17 protein-coding genes and 1 pseudogene are annotated in these 16,202 nt (G+C 46.0%); 7 read left to right on the top strand and 11 right to left on the bottom strand.

Features of this window, described 5'->3' with window-relative positions:
* The first annotated feature begins 225 nt into the window (after window positions 1–225).
* Window positions 226–783: pseudogene (locus IAQ59_RS19930) on the top strand (CIA30 family protein).
* Between the two features lie 28 nt (window positions 784–811).
* On the opposite strand, the gene IAQ59_RS19925 reads toward IAQ59_RS19930, so the two are convergent.
* The 8 genes from IAQ59_RS19925 to IAQ59_RS19890 all read right to left on the bottom strand — a co-directional run bounded on the left by IAQ59_RS19925 (window position 812) and on the right by IAQ59_RS19890 (window position 8,085).
* Window positions 812–952 carry a hypothetical protein gene (locus tag IAQ59_RS19925; protein ID WP_209332615.1) on the bottom strand — a complete coding sequence of 47 codons (141 nt, stop codon included), beginning with the start codon at window positions 950–952 and terminating at the stop codon, window positions 812–814.
* Window positions 952–1,698, bottom strand: a complete 747-nt coding sequence (locus IAQ59_RS19920) for a TerC family protein (protein WP_209332614.1) — start codon at window positions 1,696–1,698, stop codon at window positions 952–954. Before IAQ59_RS19920 ends, IAQ59_RS19925 begins: the two co-directional genes overlap by 1 nt.
* 114 nt (window positions 1,699–1,812) lie before the next feature.
* Window positions 1,813–3,114 (bottom strand): type II toxin-antitoxin system HipA family toxin, encoded by a 1,302-nt coding sequence (locus IAQ59_RS19915; RefSeq protein ID WP_209332613.1) that lies wholly within the window; start codon window positions 3,112–3,114, stop codon window positions 1,813–1,815.
* Window positions 3,115–3,117: 3 nt separating this feature from the next.
* Entirely contained in the window at window positions 3,118–3,465 is a 348-nt protein-coding gene (locus IAQ59_RS19910) for a helix-turn-helix domain-containing protein (RefSeq protein ID WP_209332612.1), read from the bottom strand.
* A gap of 341 nt (window positions 3,466–3,806) precedes the next feature.
* Window positions 3,807–5,189 carry a tRNA uridine-5-carboxymethylaminomethyl(34) synthesis GTPase MnmE gene (gene mnmE / locus IAQ59_RS19905; RefSeq protein ID WP_209332611.1) on the bottom strand — a complete coding sequence of 461 codons (1,383 nt, stop codon included), beginning with the start codon at window positions 5,187–5,189 and terminating at the stop codon, window positions 3,807–3,809.
* A complete protein-coding gene (locus IAQ59_RS19900; RefSeq protein ID WP_209332610.1) occupies window positions 5,189–5,635 on the bottom strand; it encodes a thioredoxin family protein in 447 nt (148 codons plus the stop codon). The genes mnmE and IAQ59_RS19900 overlap by 1 nt, the downstream gene beginning before the upstream one ends.
* Before the next feature lie 433 nt (window positions 5,636–6,068).
* Window positions 6,069–6,731 (bottom strand): metal-dependent transcriptional regulator, encoded by a 663-nt coding sequence (locus tag IAQ59_RS19895; RefSeq protein ID WP_209332609.1) that lies wholly within the window; start codon window positions 6,729–6,731, stop codon window positions 6,069–6,071.
* A gap of 217 nt (window positions 6,732–6,948) precedes the next feature.
* Window positions 6,949–8,085: a glycosyltransferase gene (locus IAQ59_RS19890; RefSeq protein WP_209332608.1), complete on the bottom strand. Its 1,137-nt coding sequence runs from the start codon at window positions 8,083–8,085 to the stop codon at window positions 6,949–6,951.
* A 130-nt stretch (window positions 8,086–8,215) separates the two neighbouring features.
* Between IAQ59_RS19890 and IAQ59_RS19885 the strand changes: the two genes are divergently transcribed.
* Window positions 8,216–9,031, top strand: a complete 816-nt coding sequence (locus tag IAQ59_RS19885) for a 2,3,4,5-tetrahydropyridine-2,6-dicarboxylate N-succinyltransferase (RefSeq protein WP_209332607.1) — start codon at window positions 8,216–8,218, stop codon at window positions 9,029–9,031.
* Between the two features lie 11 nt (window positions 9,032–9,042).
* Window positions 9,043–9,648: a tetratricopeptide repeat protein gene (locus tag IAQ59_RS19880; protein ID WP_342450731.1), complete on the top strand. Its 606-nt coding sequence runs from the start codon at window positions 9,043–9,045 to the stop codon at window positions 9,646–9,648.
* A 50-nt stretch (window positions 9,649–9,698) separates the two neighbouring features.
* Here the strand turns inward: IAQ59_RS19880 and IAQ59_RS19875 are convergent, their stop codons facing one another.
* A complete protein-coding gene (locus IAQ59_RS19875; RefSeq protein WP_209332606.1) occupies window positions 9,699–10,469 on the bottom strand; it encodes an outer membrane protein assembly factor BamD in 771 nt (256 codons plus the stop codon).
* A 166-nt stretch (window positions 10,470–10,635) separates the two neighbouring features.
* Between IAQ59_RS19875 and IAQ59_RS19870 the strand changes: the two genes are divergently transcribed.
* Genes IAQ59_RS19870 through IAQ59_RS19860 form a run of 3 tightly spaced genes read left to right on the top strand, consistent with a single transcriptional unit; the run spans window position 10,636 to window position 13,188 of the window.
* The gene (locus IAQ59_RS19870; protein WP_209332605.1) at window positions 10,636–11,844 is read left to right on the top strand and encodes a BaiN/RdsA family NAD(P)/FAD-dependent oxidoreductase; all 1,209 of its coding nucleotides are present in this window, start codon (window positions 10,636–10,638) and stop codon (window positions 11,842–11,844) included.
* A 4-nt stretch (window positions 11,845–11,848) separates the two neighbouring features.
* Window positions 11,849–12,202, top strand: coding sequence for a hypothetical protein (locus tag IAQ59_RS19865; protein WP_209332604.1), 354 nt, complete (start codon window positions 11,849–11,851; stop codon window positions 12,200–12,202).
* On the top strand, window positions 12,202–13,188 hold the full coding sequence (locus tag IAQ59_RS19860) for a YheT family hydrolase (RefSeq protein WP_209332603.1): 987 nt from the start codon (window positions 12,202–12,204) through the stop codon (window positions 13,186–13,188). The genes IAQ59_RS19865 and IAQ59_RS19860 overlap by 1 nt, the downstream gene beginning before the upstream one ends.
* Here the strand turns inward: IAQ59_RS19860 and lhgO are convergent.
* Both lhgO and IAQ59_RS19850 read right to left on the bottom strand, forming a co-directional pair.
* Window positions 13,151–14,359 carry an L-2-hydroxyglutarate oxidase gene (gene lhgO / locus IAQ59_RS19855; RefSeq protein WP_209332602.1) on the bottom strand — a complete coding sequence of 403 codons (1,209 nt, stop codon included), beginning with the start codon at window positions 14,357–14,359 and terminating at the stop codon, window positions 13,151–13,153. The two genes, IAQ59_RS19860 and lhgO, sit on opposite strands and share 38 nt — an antisense overlap.
* Window positions 14,360–14,443: 84 nt before the next feature.
* Window positions 14,444–15,148 carry a hypothetical protein gene (locus tag IAQ59_RS19850; RefSeq protein WP_209332601.1) on the bottom strand — a complete coding sequence of 235 codons (705 nt, stop codon included), beginning with the start codon at window positions 15,146–15,148 and terminating at the stop codon, window positions 14,444–14,446.
* Between the two features lie 171 nt (window positions 15,149–15,319).
* Between IAQ59_RS19850 and IAQ59_RS19845 the strand changes: the two genes are divergently transcribed.
* Entirely contained in the window at window positions 15,320–16,183 is an 864-nt protein-coding gene (locus IAQ59_RS19845) for a phytanoyl-CoA dioxygenase family protein (protein WP_209332600.1), read from the top strand.
* Window positions 16,184–16,202: the final 19 nt, after the last annotated feature.

The raw sequence follows: 16,202 nt of genomic DNA, 5'->3' as shown, positions 1-16,202 counted from the left end.
CTACTGCAACCAGAGATCTTGCGGAAATGGTAGCCCTCGGAGCACTAAAAAGGACTGGTAAACTTAGACATACGCGCTACTATCTCCCAATGGGAGAAAGAAATCCAGATATAATCTGATGCTGTTTTTCGCTAGCGGACGGGGCTAGACCACTCACCGCCCGGCTTATTCTGATCATACTATACCCATTTCAAACAAAGTATGGGGTAACCTACTTTACCATGTATGTGGAAGTATCTGGTGTTTTGGATAGTTTTGGTAAATGGAAATTCGACGATCGTGAAAACTCCTTTGATGATTGATTTTGGGGAAACCAAAGATGTTGGTAACTGGACTGTCATCAACGATGGGGTCATGGGAGGGCTTTCCCAATCCCAGGCAAGGTTGGACGGGGACGCAGTGTTGTTTTCAGGTACCGTATCCCTGTAAAACAATGGCGGCTTTGTATCCCTTCGCAGTGCCTTGGGCAACTACGATCTTTCGGAGTTTACCCATTGTGAAATCCGTTTTAAATCCGATACCGACCGGAAGTTTGAATTGTTGATCGAAAAGGATACCCCCTTTTACCTGCCCAAATTCAGGGCATCGTTTCCAGCAAGTACCCGCGACTGGGAGACTGTTTCGATTGCCTTAGCAGAAATGGAAATCAACCGAATGGGCCAAACGATGCAGCGTGGTATGGATCCCCGACTATTACAGGGTATTCAGCGCATAGGCTTTATTTTGGCAGACAAGCAGGAGGGCAGTTTCCGGTTGTGGATTTACTATGTGAAGTTTTATTGATTCGTGAAAAATTGCCGGCGGCGATGGATCATTTTTCCAAAATGCCGGGCAAGGCTGCCTCTTGGGTATTGTCCTGATACTCCACCTTCCAATAATACCCAAGCAATAAAAAAAGCGGAGAACCATTCCCCGCCTTTTTTGGCAATACCTGATTGCGGAACCCCTGCATTACTTCTGCTTAATCCGTGGGTTCAAGTGTACCTTTTTGCCGTCCATATTCCCTCTGATCCGCATATTGACCAGTTCCACGCCAAGGGAAAAGAACACCGCGAAATAAATGTATCCCTTGGGCACCTCAATGTGGAATCCTTCTACCAGCAGCATAAAACCGATGAGGATCAAAAAGGAAAGGGCCAGAATCTGAAGTGTCGGATGCTTGTTGATAAACTTGCTGATCTTACCGGCGAACAGCATCATCACGACCATAGAAATAACGACGGCGATGATCATGATGACCACATCCTTCACCAAACCCACCGCAGTAAGGATACTGTCGAAGGAAAATATCACATCCAACAGGATGATCTGGAAGATCACCTGGGAAAAACCGCTGGCAGAATTGGCCTTCACTTCCTCCGGCTTTCCTTCCATCTTATGGTGTATTTCAAGCGTGGATTTAAACAACAGAAACAAGCCCCCAAAAGCCAGAATAAGGTCCTTGCCGCTCAAGCTGAAATCAAACAAGGTAATCAGGGGATCGTTGAATTTGATGATGTAGGAAATACCCATCAGCAATCCTACCCGGAATACCATGGCGAAGGCCAGTCCCAGGATCCTTGCTCTTTCCTGCCGGTGCTCGGGGAGTTTGTTGGAAATAATGGAAATAAAGATAATGTTGTCCACTCCTAGGACAATTTCCAGGAATGTAAGGGTAGCTAACGCTATCCAGGTTTCGGTGGCGAGAAAGATTTCCATGTCCTAAATTTTTCCGCAAGGTAAGGAGATTTGACGCAGTAGGAAAAAGAAAAAAACACCAAGCCCTAAAAAAAAATCGATCTATCAGCTCCCATCCCAAAGGCCATGGAAGCATCATAATTGGATCAATGTGGCCGCAATTTCATCACGCAAGCGGGGAGATACCTTTACTTCATCGGCAAATGTTTTCCATTGGCCTATGGTAGTGCTAATTTCCTCAATGGTTTCTGCTGCCTTCTTATTTTTAATGGATTTACCGATTAGCAGTAAATCGTCTTTCGTGATATTGGTGCGTTTGCCATTGATGCTCAAAGCGTGCTGACTTACCCATTGATGCTTGGGTTGATAGGCATGGCAAACATCATAGGCAGGAGACAGCTCCCATTTTCCATCCTTTTTTAATCGGAAGGCGAAGTTCTTGGTATGGTCATCGCAGTTACGGGCCATCACGTTGAACACCATTCTACGAAACAACTGCTCCGCACACGGATAGGATAGCTTCAGTTCCCGCATGGTTTGAAACAACTGCTCATAACTGAAACTGGTTACCAGGTTGTAATCAAAATGCTTCATTGCACAAAAGGTTTGGATATGATGCTTAACTGAACCTCCTTCCCGGTCAAAACGCCTGGTCATAAAATGAGCCCTGCCGTTTTCTTCCAATACCCGGGAAGGCATCATCTCTATGCCACAGGCCACAGCCATGTTGTGATAGGCCATTTCTACCCGGCCATACCCTTCGCTGACCCCCAACTGTACATCACTCACCCCGTCCAACTTTACCAGCCAATGTTCAAAACCCCTGGGTGCATTGGTTTGGCCTGATTTTACTTCGCCGGTTTTTTCATTGTAAGCGATCACCGCCTTAGGCCTTGCGCCACCGGCCGAGGTACCAATTCTCAAAATTTCAAGTAGGGCTTTTTCTTCGTCTTCCTGCAAGTTGGTTACGAATGCTTCCTTTTTCGTGAACATATTCCTGGCTATGTCCACTAGGCTGTCAATTTCTACCGAAAAGGCCCTTTTGCTTTCCTTTAGGGTACTTGGTTCAAACTCTAGGGCGCCCATACCCCGAGTACCTAGGAAACACAATGTTTCTACTGGATTCATACTGTCCAGCGGACGACCCTGTTGGGCAAGCCACAAGTTGATGAGTTCAATACCGTACCGATCGGGAAGCGCATCGGCCAATAAGCCAGGCAACCCCTTGAAGGTATCTAAAGCAGGATCTGCCTTTTTGCGCAAGGCGGGGAAGTAGTAAACACTTCTTTTTTCTTGAATGGGCATTTGCAAAGGAGCCAAATCCCAGGCTTTGGCTTTGAATTTGGAGTCGTACTCAAAAGTGGCATAGCCGGTAGCCTCGTCCCAGGCAACCGCCCCCACTAATTCGCCCCATATCTTTACATAGGCCGTATTCATTTTTTACCAATCTGATTTTTCAGGAAGCTGTGTCTTGGTATTTCTTGCTCTTTTGCGTTTTTCCTGCTCGGCTTTCGCCAAAGCCAGCGGACTGATGCGGGGATGCACTTCAAAAGCCTCCATTACCTGCAGTTGATCCAGTACCCGAAGCACCTGTAGGAAGGTGGCCAGGGTTACGGTTTCACCTCGTTCCAGTAAGCTGAGGGTAGAACGGCTGATGCCCGCCTCATGCGAAAGTACATCCTGCGTTTTGTTCTGCTCCAGCCGGTGATGTTTTATAAAGGCTCCGATATGTGCCGCTAGGGCATGATCACTCATAGAGTGCCAATTTCTGAATGCTTTATCATTCATAATAGTTGATTTTTGGCATTTTCGAATTATATCTCATGTAAAAGTAGGGTAAATCAGGAATATATCAATCAGGAATCTAAAGAAAACCACCATTAATGCCTGATAAAGCCATCACTAATCTAAAAAATAAGTATTAACGACTGAAAAATCATTCGTATAATCATTCTCGATTCCCAGATTCTCCATTAAACCCTGACTTTGGGAAGATCCTGCTGCTCCGCTTTTCTTTCCACGACACTTACAGCCCCGATGCGATCTTAAAAACAGGCAGGCAGTAATCCCACGCCTGTTTTCCCAGGTAGTTTAGGCTAGGTGATCTTCCCTAATTTCCTATGGTATTTTTATTTACCGATACAAAACTTGCTAAAAATATTCGCCAATAAATCTTCTGTCGTGATCTCTCCGGTAATCTCTCCCAGGTAATGGAGTGAACGGCGTATATCCATCGCCAGGAAATCGTTGGTTACCTCTGCATCCAGACCGCCAAGCACGTCCAGCAAAGATTCCCTCGTGCGGGTCAGGCTGTCGTAGTGGCGGATATTGGTCACGACCGTATTGCCGGTTTTGAATTTGTCCAGGTTTACCAGTTCCAGGATACGTTCCCGCAGTTGCTCCAGGTTCTCTTTCTTACCCGCAGATATAAAAATGGTGTCTGGATGAATACTTTTTAATTCATTGATAAATTGAGAATTAGCCTTATCTATTTTATTAGCTACTTTAAGGAATGGAACCCCAAGGTTTTCCAGCTTATTGATATCCCGGTTGATCTCTACCAGGTCTGTATCACCGAGGTCAAAAAGGTAAAGAATCAGGGAGGCACTCTTCATTTTTTCCTGGGTACGGCTGACGCCAATGGCTTCAATGGTATCGGTGGTTTCCCGAAGCCCCGCCGTATCGATAAAGCGGAAGATGACCCCGCCTAGGTTGATCTCGTCTTCTATTAAATCACGGGTGGTACCGGCTATATCAGAGACAATGGCTTTTTCCTCATTCAGCAGGGCATTCAGTAGGGTAGACTTTCCGGCATTTGGCTTTCCGGCGATTACCGTGGGCACCCCGTTCTTGATCACGTTGCCCAAGTCAAAACTTGCGATAAGCTGTTCCACTACCCGCAGTAATTTTTCCACCAGCACACGTAGATCCTCACGGCTGGCAAACTCCACGTCCTCCTCGGTAAAATCGAGTTCCAGCTCGATCATGGAAGCAAAGTGAATCAACTGCTCCCTAAGCAGCTTGATCTCCCCACTGAAACCACCCCGCATCTGATGCAGGGCTGCTTGGTGAGAGGCTTCCGAATCGGAATGGATCAGGTCTGCTACTGCCTCTGCCTGTGCCAGGTCAAACTGACCGTTGAGGAATGCCCGCAGGGTAAACTCTCCGGGCTTAGCCGGGCGGGCTCCCTTTTTGATCAGCAACTTGATCAGTCGGTTGACAATGTAAGAGGAACCATGAGTGGAGATCTCCACGACATTTTCTTTCGTAAAGGATTTGGGGGCTTTAAAAATAGAAACAAGCACTTCGTCGATCAACTGCTCCCCATCGCGAATGGTCCCGAAATGAATCGTGTGGGATTCCTGCTTTTCCAGGTTTTTGCCGTGGAAAACGCCATTGGCGATGTTGATTGCTTGGGGTCCGGAAAGACGCACCACGGCAATGGCACCCACGCCCTGGGGAGTTGCCAAGGCGACAATGGTATCGGATGCCGCACCAAAGGATTGAGTCATCAAGGATTAAAATTTTCCAATAACGATGTGAGTGCGGATACAAAAGGATTGGCTTCCCGGTACCCTGGCAGTTGGGTAATATTTTCCATAGCAGCATCCATAATCACAAAGTTGGGGTAGGACCTTACCTGCATGGCTCGCGCCATATCTTCTTCACTGTACTCTTTTCCCCTGAATTTGAACTTTGTCCTTTTGTCCTCGGCATTTAACTTTACGGCATAAAAATTCTCGTTGACATAGGATATGACCGCCTGGTCTGTAAAGGTCTCTTTGTCCATCTTCTTACACCAGCCGCACCAGTCAGTGTACACGTCTACCAAAATCATCTTTGGATTCTCCTGCGACAATTTAATTACTTCTTCAAAAGAATACCACTGGATTTTATCCTGTGCCATGGACTGCTGTACGGTAAACAACAACAGCCCCATGATCAATAGCTGTTTCATTTTCGCTTGATTATTAGGGAACGAACTGTGGCAAATATAATAGTAATTTTTGCTTCTTTTTTAACGCTTATGCCAATAGAAAGGTTCTTAAGTGCGATGAAGTGTGCTGTGATGGTTATCTCGTTTTACCCGATTTTTCAATATTAAATAATATTTAAAAAAATTGACTGAATAATCACGTAATTAATAGCTGGCCAACAATCAATAAATCAACTGGTTAATTTACTTGAATTTAGGTTAATGAAATCAAAGAAGGGTTTGTCTATTCAAGCCTGCTTGCGTACTTCAGGACAACTAGCCACTTCACAGTTAAAGCTAAAGGTATATTCCAGTCAGGGTACAGTGCCGATTGAGTTAAAAAATACTGTCAACCATCGGGATTAATTCCTTTTTTACCAATAGGTTACGATTAGTTAATTATATTAAACAATATTCAGTAAACCATGGAAAGTATATTGGCCGCCACTTCCTTGGAAATAAACTGCCTACGCTTATTGTCGATCAACAATTCCATAGAACCGTCAAAGTCCACCTTGTCCAACACTAGTATTTTGGCACCGATGTATATGCCTGCTTTGTCTAGATATTTTAGAAAACTGCTGCTGTTGTCATTTACCCCGATGATTTTACCGCTTTGTTCCACCGAAAGATCGAGGATGGCTACCCTTGGATTTTCGCTCATCTCGCCATGCTCGTTGGGTATGGGATCGCCAAAGGGATCAAACTTGGGATAACCCAGGTACTCATCTAGGCGCTGAAGCAAAAGGGGGGAAGAGACGTGTTCCAGTGCGTCTGAGAGTTCAGTAAGTTCATCCCATTGCAGGCGCAGCTTTTCCACTAAAAACACCTCCCAAAGCTTCCGGCGCCGGGTAATTTCCAAGGCCTTTTTTTTGCCGGCAGTGGTAACACTTACGCCCTGATATTTCACATAAGTGATCATGCCTTTTTTGGCCAATTTTTTTAGCATATCCGTGACCGAAGCGGGCTTGGTTTGCAGCAGGGCAGCTAATTCATTCGTCGAGATATCACCGTTGCGGGAAACCCCAAGGGAGTAGATGCCCTTCAGGTAATTTTCTTCAGCAGGAGTAAGGTTCATAAGGTAAGAATTTATTTTAGGCAAATCTAAAAATAAGTTTTAATACAACCTAAAACAGCTGTGGATAACTCCCAAATCAATGTGAAAAACAAATTAAATAACGCTAAAATATATTTTAGTCATACCTAAAAATAAACTTAAAGTATTCTTATACAATAGGTTATGTCTATGGCAGACCTATTCGACCCCTGAAATTGGGTGTCTCAAAATAGTACAATTAGTGTTTTTGAACACTTGTGAGAAGGTGTTCGATCACTTCAAGAAACCGGGCCTTTTCGGATTCCCAGGTAACTTCAGCCCCAGGATGGGTGGTGTAAAAAAGGGTGTTGGAAAGCCTATGCATGCATTCTGGCAACAGGTCCATGCGGCGAAAGTCCACAGGCAGTCCGGCATGGTACCGCTCTAACAACAACCCCCAAGGGTTATTGGGTGTGATCAGAACAGGTATCCCATGCGCAAGCGCTTCATACAGCTTGGTGGGCATTTTGTCAACAATACTAGGGATAGGCTGGTAGGGCATTAACCACACCTGTGCGTCTTCGGTTGCTTGCCTAATGGCTTCGGCCGGTATGGGATTAGAAGAGGTCGTGAGCTGAATTTGGGGGCAATTGGCTTGTACCTCTCGAAGCCTCTTATGATAGGCATCGAGCGGACAGTGTCCAATGACGGTAAGCCGATGCTGGGGCTCGGATAGAGCGAGTACCTGAAACCAGCGCATGGCGGTTTCCACACCATACACTTCGGTTAACGTGCCGGATAGGATAAAGTGTATTCCTGCCGATCGGTTCAGCTTCACCGGACCTGTTGCTTGTACGCTCCCTTGGTATTTGTTTTCCAAAATGGTATGGTTGGGGCCCATTTGCCTGCCCTTTAAATAGCAATATTCTGCCAGCAGATACCAATCTACACAGTGATCGCCTAGGCGCTCGACGAACTTGATGAGGTCGTGTATCGGGCGTTGGAAAAGGCGGGGTAGGGTTTGGTTGTGCAGAATATTGAGGGCGTAGTCCTCTTGCACATCGTAAACTGCTTTGAAGGGCCTCATCCATTTGGCAACGCACAGCGCGGGCAGCAGTTCGTAGGTAGTGACGATGACCAACGCAGGTTTTAGCTTCCAAATGTTCCAAATCAGGCGTGGGCCTGCCAAAAGTCGCGAGAGGCTGACCCTTTTCCCACTAAAAAGGGTTTTAAAGGTGATCTCCGGAAAAATTGAAGGTTTTTTTGCGGGGAATCCTAGGATGTAAAGGCGGTATTTATTTGTTTCACGCAGTGAAAGGCCGAGCTTGTGAAACATGCGCGGCTCGTCCACAGGTTTGAGCACGGAAGCTAGGATGATCTTTTTGGATTCAGCCATTTTTACCAAGTGGGAAAACAAAATCATCGGCGTGTCAACTGGATCTTTTGCCCAGACTGCTGCGCTGATAGGAATGGAATATCGTACCTAACAAATGTATTTAAAATTTAACGATCAACATACAAGGTTTATGGATTTGCAAAACATCATCGAAAATGCCTGGGACAATAGGCAATTATTGAACGAAAAGGATGTACAGATTGCCATTAAGACGGTGATCGCTGACTTGGACAATGGTTCTTTAAGAGTGGCCCAGCCCGAATCGGATGGTTCCTGGAAAGTGAATGACTGGGTAAAGAAGGCGGTGATTTTGTATTTCCCCATACAAAAGATGCACACCATAGAGGTGGGACCTTTTGAATTTCACGACAAAATGGCCCTAAAGACCAATTACGCCAAGCAGGGTGTTCGGGTCGTTCCCCACGCGGTGGCCAGATATGGCTCGTTTCTTGCTAAAGGTGTGGTGATGATGCCCTCTTACGTCAATATCGGTGCTTATGTGGACAGCGGAACCATGGTAGACACCTGGGCCACCGTTGGCTCCTGCGCGCAGATAGGCAAAGATGTCCACCTGAGTGGTGGTGTGGGTATAGGAGGTGTACTGGAGCCGATTCAAGCAGCACCGGTAATCGTGGAAGACGGGGCATTCATCGGATCCAGAGCGATCATCGTAGAGGGTGTGAGGATTGGAAAGGAAGCGGTAATTGGTGCGGGTGTAACGCTCACTGCCAGTTCCAAAATCATCGATGTTACCGGTAACGAGGCAAAGGAATATCGCGGCTATGTGCCAGACCGATCAGTGGTCATTCCTGGGTCTATTACCAAGCAGTTTGCTGCCGGTGATTATCAGGTTCCCTGCGCACTTATTATTGGGCAGCGGAAAGCTTCTACTGACCTCAAAACTTCCCTGAACGAAGCGCTCCGGGAAAACAATGTGGCAGTTTAATTTAAGTTCGAATGATGCATATATCAAAAAGACTAGTAGTAATTGGTATTTCGTTTCTTTTATTGACGGCCTGTGGGGGGAATAGCTCCTCACAGGGCGACATGTATTTTCAAAATCAACAATATGAGGAGGCCATTCGGGCCTATGAATCCTTCTTGGAGACCAAGCCCAAGAATGTCAAAGCGCTGTACAATCGGGGAAGGGCATACGAAGAGATCGGTGACTTAGATCAAGCCGAGGCCAGTTTTAAACGGGCACTTGAATCTGACAAAAGCAATACACAGATCATGCTCAGTCTTTCAAACCTATACCATAAGAAGAAGAGCTACGAGTTATCGCTTTTGTACGCAGATAATGCGGTAAGCATTTCAGGTGCTCCTTCTACCGCCTATTTTATGAAAGGGCGTGCCATGCATCAGCTGGGCAATGTTAACGAAGCGCTACGGGAATACAACGCCGCCATCAAGATGAACCCTGGAAACGGGCAGTATTACTATTATCGGGGCATGCTGCACCAAGCGACCGATAAAAAGCAGTTGGCCTGTAACGACTTGCGAAAAGCAGTGCAGTTGAGTTTTGAAGGTGCTAATGAAGCAGTGGCCAATTATTGCCAATAACTAGTGCAATCTGAAGAAGGCGATGGAATGTACTTCTGTCGCCTTCTTTTTTATTTGTTTCCTATGGATACAAATTGAAAACCTAGTGTTTTGAACGCTGTTCGGACTGGTTGAAAATTGGTCAAGGCTTCGTTTTCTTTGTGAGAACAAATCTGGTCAGACGGTATTAGGCCATCGCCTTCACAGGTTTTACAGGCTCCAAACTCTACTTTAGTGCCTTCACAACGGGGGCAACTAAGTCTGCCAGTGGCATGACAGCGTTCACAGTCGTAATATTCCAAAATATTGAATACATTCTTTTTGGTAACGACCCCTTTCCCTGCGCATCGGCTACAGCCTACCACGCCGGCCATCCGGCACATGCTACAGTCCTGCTGCACCTCCTTTTTTCCATTACAGGTATTGCACGTAGTAAAGCGGTAACCCATTCGGTCGCAGAATTCGCAGGCTTTTATCTCTGCCAGTGGCTTTTCTAATTTCGTTTGTAAAGCTTTCGCTTGTTGGTAATGCTCAGCGCTGAAGCCATTCAAGTCCAAATATTTTTGCAAAAAATTGGCACTGTTGCTGAATTGACCGAGTTGGAAAAGGGTCTCGGCAAAGTAATAGGGCATTTCAGGCGGAATAGGCGCATTACTCTCAACAATTTGACGGAATAGCTCGTTGGCAGCATCGTATTCCTCCCTTTCCATTGCCTGTAGGGCCTGATTCATTAGCCTGGAGGTGGTCCCCAGGTTTGGACCTGTTTGTGCCGTTGAATTGCTGTAGGCAACTAATAACAACAGCAGAATGCAGCATGAAGGTATCTGAATGCGTATGTTCATTTGGGCGGGAATAGGTAGATAGTGGTCTCATTCACCGAATAATCGAAACCATGCTTTTGGTCACGAAACTATCTACAAGTTTAGGATATTGCAACAAAGTTGGCTTAGATTTTTTATTTTTCCACGTTAATAGATCTTAACAGTCCGTTATTTGTATTTTTGGCAAATGCGAAGGATAGGAGTGATTGGCGGCGGAGCTGCCGGCTTTTTTTCGGCGATTCATGCAGCGGCATCCGGTGGTCAAGCCATTGTCTTTGAGAAATCCACCAAACTGCTTTCCAAAGTGAAAGTGTCGGGGGGAGGCCGGTGCAATGTGACGAATGATTGCCGTGAAATTTCCAAACTGGTTAGATTTTATCCAAGAGGAGAAAAATTTCTAAAGAAAGTGTTCGGCAAATTTTCGGTTTCTGACACCATTGCTTGGTTTGAAAATCACAAGGTTCCGCTGAAAACAGAAGCAGATGGCCGGATATTTCCGATCTCTGATAATTCACAGTCGGTAATAGATGCATTACTTGAGGAAGCTTATCGATTGGGGGTATCGGTTAAGACCCAAAGCGCCATTTTGGAAATAAGGGTATTGGAACAAGGGTTTTGTTTGATCTCCGAGTCAGGCCAAGAAATCGTTGACAGGGTGATCATCACGAGTGGTGGTCATCCCAAAGCTACGGCATATAATTTTATTGCTTCATTGGGGCACCGGATAGTAGCACCGATTCCATCCTTATTTACTTTCAATACTCCGGGAGATTCGGTCAGGTCACTGATGGGGATTTCGATGCCAAGTGTACACATTCGGCTGGAAGGTACCAAGCTAGCGTATGAGGGGCCTCTTCTGATCACTCATTGGGGAGTCAGTGGTCCGGCTGTACTGAAGTTGTCGGCTTATGGGGCGGCTTGGCTACATGGGCAATCCTACCAGGCTGTAGCTCAAATCCGATGGGATGCAAGCTTCAGGGAGGACACCCTTCGCTCCGATCTGCAGGCTTACCGAGAGGGCCATCCGAAGCGCAAGGTAGGCGCCCATTCTTTGTTTCAAATTCCTTCGAGGTTATGGATTTTTCTCTTAGGAAAGGCCGAAATAGACCCAGATTACCTTTGGAATCAAATTTCTAATAAGCAAATCAATAAATTATTGGAAAATCTATTTAGATTTACCATCAATATTGATGGTAAAACAACTTTTAAAGAAGAATTTGTAACAGCTGGAGGTGTTTCCTTGGAGGAAATTTCTCCGAGTACCATGGAAAGTAAATTGGTGCCCGGGGTATTTTTTGCGGGAGAAGTGATGGATATCGATGGTATTACGGGTGGATTTAATTTTCAAGCCGCCTGGAGCACGGGATATATTGCTGGCACCTCTGTTAATCAATGAAAACATGATGGTACCGGACTTACGGCATATCGACTATGAGAAGGTTGAGGACATGGTTGAAGGTGACGAGGAATTTCGCACGCAGCTGTTTCAAGCTATTGTGGTAGCGGTAAAGGAATTAAGGGAAACCTATTCCAAGGGTATCACCCAAAAAAACCCGGATTTGATTCGGCAGGCGAGGCACAAAATAAAGCCTACGTTGTTTTTGTTTGGCTTGGAGGTTGTCAACCGTACCTTGAGCGAAGGAAAAAGACTGATCGGGGGTGCCGGTGGATTGGATCAAGATCTGACGGATCACTTGGCGAAATTTATGCAAAATACACAGGACTTGCTAGAGGAAGTGGAAAGCCGTCTATAATGCCTTTAGTCAAACATTCATCCTATCAAGGACCGCCAGCCTATTGCCTCAATGGTCATTTTGAGACCATCATTCCAAGCTTATTTCGAAAGGTGGCAGACCTATCCTATGTCCGGGAGCGGATAAATACAGAAGATGGCGACTTTTTGGACTTGGATTGGGCGATTGTAGGTTCGGACAGGCTACTGATCGTTTCGCATGGGCTGGAAGGTGGGTCTGATCGCCACTATGCCAAGGGACTAGCCAAACTTTTTAACTCGAAAGGTATGGATGTGCTGGTATGGAATAATCGATCCTGCAGTGGTGAAATGAATCTCAAACCAGTCTTGTATCACCACGGATGCTCCGATGACCTTCATTTAGTCGTTAAACATGTACTTTCATTGAATAAGTATAATGAACTCTATCTGAGTGGTATAAGTATGGGTGGTGCGCAGACATTGAAGTATTTAGGTGAGCAAGCTTCGGATCTTCCATCCATTATTAAGGCGGCAGCTGTGTATTCGACTCCCTGCAATCTACCTGCGAGTGCAGCCACATTACGCTACCGGTCAAACCGATTTTACAAAAACCGATTTTTAGGGAAACTCAAATCCAAAGTCCGCCGCAAAGCCCTACAATATCCGGATCTAATCGATCTGCAACTATTGGATCGTGTGCAGGATTTTGACACCTTTGATACGCACTTCACAGCCCGTCTACATGGATTTAGAGATGCGGACGATTTTTACCGATCTGTCAGTGCAGACCGATGGATGGAACAGATTCAAGTCCCGACCTTGATTATAAATGCGCTGAACGATCCTCTTTTAGAAGGAGCTTGTTATCCCGAAGCGATGGCAGAAAACCATCCACATTTGTTTTTGGAAATGCCAAAAAGAGGTGGACATACCGGCTTTATGGTTAGTGGGCGGGAGTTTACCTGGTCCGAAAGACGGGTATGGGAATTTATTTCGGATCAAGCCGCTTTAACGCCAACTCACTGACGGTATCTCCGATAGACAGGGAACTGGTAGCCGCCGGTGATGGCGCATTTAAGACATGGATGCTGCCACTGTTTTCCGTGATCACAAAATCGTCTACCAATCCGCCCGACCGGTCGCAAGCTTGGGCCCGAACCCCGGCGCCACCTTCTACTAGGTCTGTTTCCTGTATATCCGGAATCAACTCCTGTAGGGCCATGGTAAAGGCGTGCTTTGAGAAAGACCGTTTATATTCTCCAAGGCCTGTTTTCCAATATTTTCTGGCTACCTTCTGTAAACCAGGCCAGGTAATTGACTCCATAAATTCCTTTAGGTTGAAGTCAGACTTACGATATCCCTCCTTTTTAAATGCGAGGACGGCATTCGGACCTGCCTCCACACCCCCCTTAGCCATGCGTGTAAAATGCACTCCCAAAAAAGGGAAGTTCGGATCCGGAACGGGGTATATGAGGTTTTTAACCAAATATTCGCGTTCTTTCTTAATCTTATAGTATTCCCCTCTAAACGGAATAATTCGAAGATTTAGGGGAGACTTCTGCTGCATTTCGGCGATCTTATCTGCATAGAGACCGGCGCAATTGACTAGCAGTCTGGCAGATGTGGTTCCCGAATCGTGGATGATTTCCACTCCGGTGGGTGTGGACAGAATGTCCTTCGCAGCATGGCCTAAGAGCAGTTCTCCACCGAGTTCCTGAAATTTTCGGGCATATACTTGCGCCACTTTTTTATAATCCACAATGCCCGTCTGCGGAATATGAAGCGCAGCCACCCCATGGCAGTAAGGTTCGTATTCCTTTAGTTCATCCAAAGTGATCGCCCGGCTTCCAACCAAGCCATTTTCGAGACCGCGCTGCAATAGGTTGTTCAGGAGAGGGATTTGCTCCTTTTTGGTAGCTACGACCACCTTTCCGGTAATCTCAAAGGGAATGGATTCTTCCTCGCAAAAACGGATTAGCTGATGGTATCCGTTTATGCAGTTGGTTGCTTTCAGGCTGCCGGGCTTATAATAAAGGCCGGAATGGATCACTCCACTGTTATTTCCGGTCTGATGTTTGGCAACTTCCTTTTCCTTTTCCAAAACCACCACGGAAATCTTCGGGTTTGTCCGCTTTATTTTCAGTCCGGTAGCCAGTCCGACGATTCCGCCTCCGATAATCGCTATGTCGTATTTCATCCTAATTGTAATTTCAGGCTAAAGATAGCCACAAAGTAGCGTATCAAATTTTTTTTTCAACGTGAAAATTTCCAGGGGTATTTTTCACCAATCATCCAATTCGTTATCGTCCTCCATTGGACGGAGTTGTGTTAATAACTGATCTACCGTAGACGATAGGGCGCTAGGGTATTTTAACTCCCCCTTTCGTAAAAACCAATGGGCTTGCATAAGGTTTTCGTAGTTGCAATCTGGAATGTGCTTTGGAATCTCGTAGATTCTAGGGTCAGACTTGTCAAAAGGAGGCGGAACCTTTGCCCCAAAAAAGTAAGGTAACAGCGTTTTGGATAGGGAAACTGCAATTTTATCGACTCGGTTATTGGCCAGGTAGGCAGTCAGTTGTTCATTGATTTCGGAAAAGAACTGCAGGGATTCGGCTAGTCGCACCCGTGATCCTGCGCGGGACTTTCCTTTTGTTTTCAAGTGTTTGAGTTGGCTTTTTCCTTGTTTCTTTCGTACCATGTAAGCCCGAAATACTTTGTGATGCACTGTTTCACTGTCTTCAAAGTACCCCGTTGCCGCCAAACCAGATTCCACCATGACCAACACGTAGTTTAAAACCTGAAGGCTTTGTGTTAGCGGGTTTATTGGATAGACTACCTGCAGTGGTAAGCGTAGGAAGAGGGTGCAGTCCTGCAGTTCATATCGGATTTGATGCTTCTCGGCGTTGTAGTCACCGATCCAGTTTCTTGCGCAAAGCAATTCATGCAATCGAATGACATCATTCTCTGGAATTAAATGGTGAATCACAGCGTGTAATTTAAGCGAATGCTGCCCCAAATATAAAAGAGCACAAGTTGGGATTTGAGATTCTTTGAATAATAGTTAACTTTAGTCGAAACTATGTCCGGCATACCGACCAAATCAACGCTGTCTACTTAGCGGTATGCAGCTTGGGAGGCCAATAACCCTTTACGGAAAATGAATAAACCCAAATTCCCCTTTAATCCAGAGCAGATGCAGCAATATCAGCGGGATGGATATTTGATAGTTCGAAATTTTTGTTCGAGGAAAGAGGTAGACCGTCTTTACAGTGTAGCCCTAGAGGATGATGCCATGCGCACCAATGCGATGGATCTCAACGATCAATCCGGCAAAAAGACACGTCTCTCTCTTTGGTTTACTCCCGGCAAAGATCCCTTTGGTTACTTAGTGCGAACAGAGAAGATGGTGCATCGGGTTCATCAGCTGATGGGTGGAGATTCACCGGTATGTCATTTTCACTCCAAGCTGATGCAGAAGGAACCCAAGGTAGGTGGTGCTTGGGAGTGGCATCAGGATTACGGTTACTGGTATAAGAACCAGTTCATTTTCCCCGATCGGATGATGAGCGTCATGATCGCACTCACCGAGGCCAATAGGCAAAACGGCTGTCTCCAGGTAATCAAGGGATCCCACCGCATGGGGCGGCTAAATCATGGATTTGCCGGTGAACAGGTAGGGGCGGACATGGTCATGGTCGAAAATGCACTAAAGACCATGGAGTTAGTATACTGCGAACTAAACCCGGGTGATGCCTTGTTTTTTCACAGCAATATTTTACACCGATCGGAGGCAAACCTCTCCGACCACCCCCGGTGGTCTTTGATAGCCTGCTACAATACGTTGGACAATTTAGCTTACAGCGAGAAATCCCCTGCCTGGAAGGTTCCTTTGGAAACCGTGCCCGACCAGGCCGTTACTGAGTGGGAGGTAGAATCCCTTTCTAAGGCGGATTTCCTGACCAAAGACAGAGACCCGGCATTGAAGGGTACCGGGTGGGAATCGGATGTAAAGGTAAAGTAATTTATAGACAGCTGAAAAA

Origin of the sequence: Lunatimonas salinarum, assembly GCF_017811155.1 — a bacterium.
GTDB classification, from domain to species: Bacteria; Bacteroidota; Bacteroidia; order Cytophagales; family Cyclobacteriaceae; genus Lunatimonas; species Lunatimonas salinarum.
This window is presented reverse-complemented; position numbering and strand designations above follow the sequence as displayed.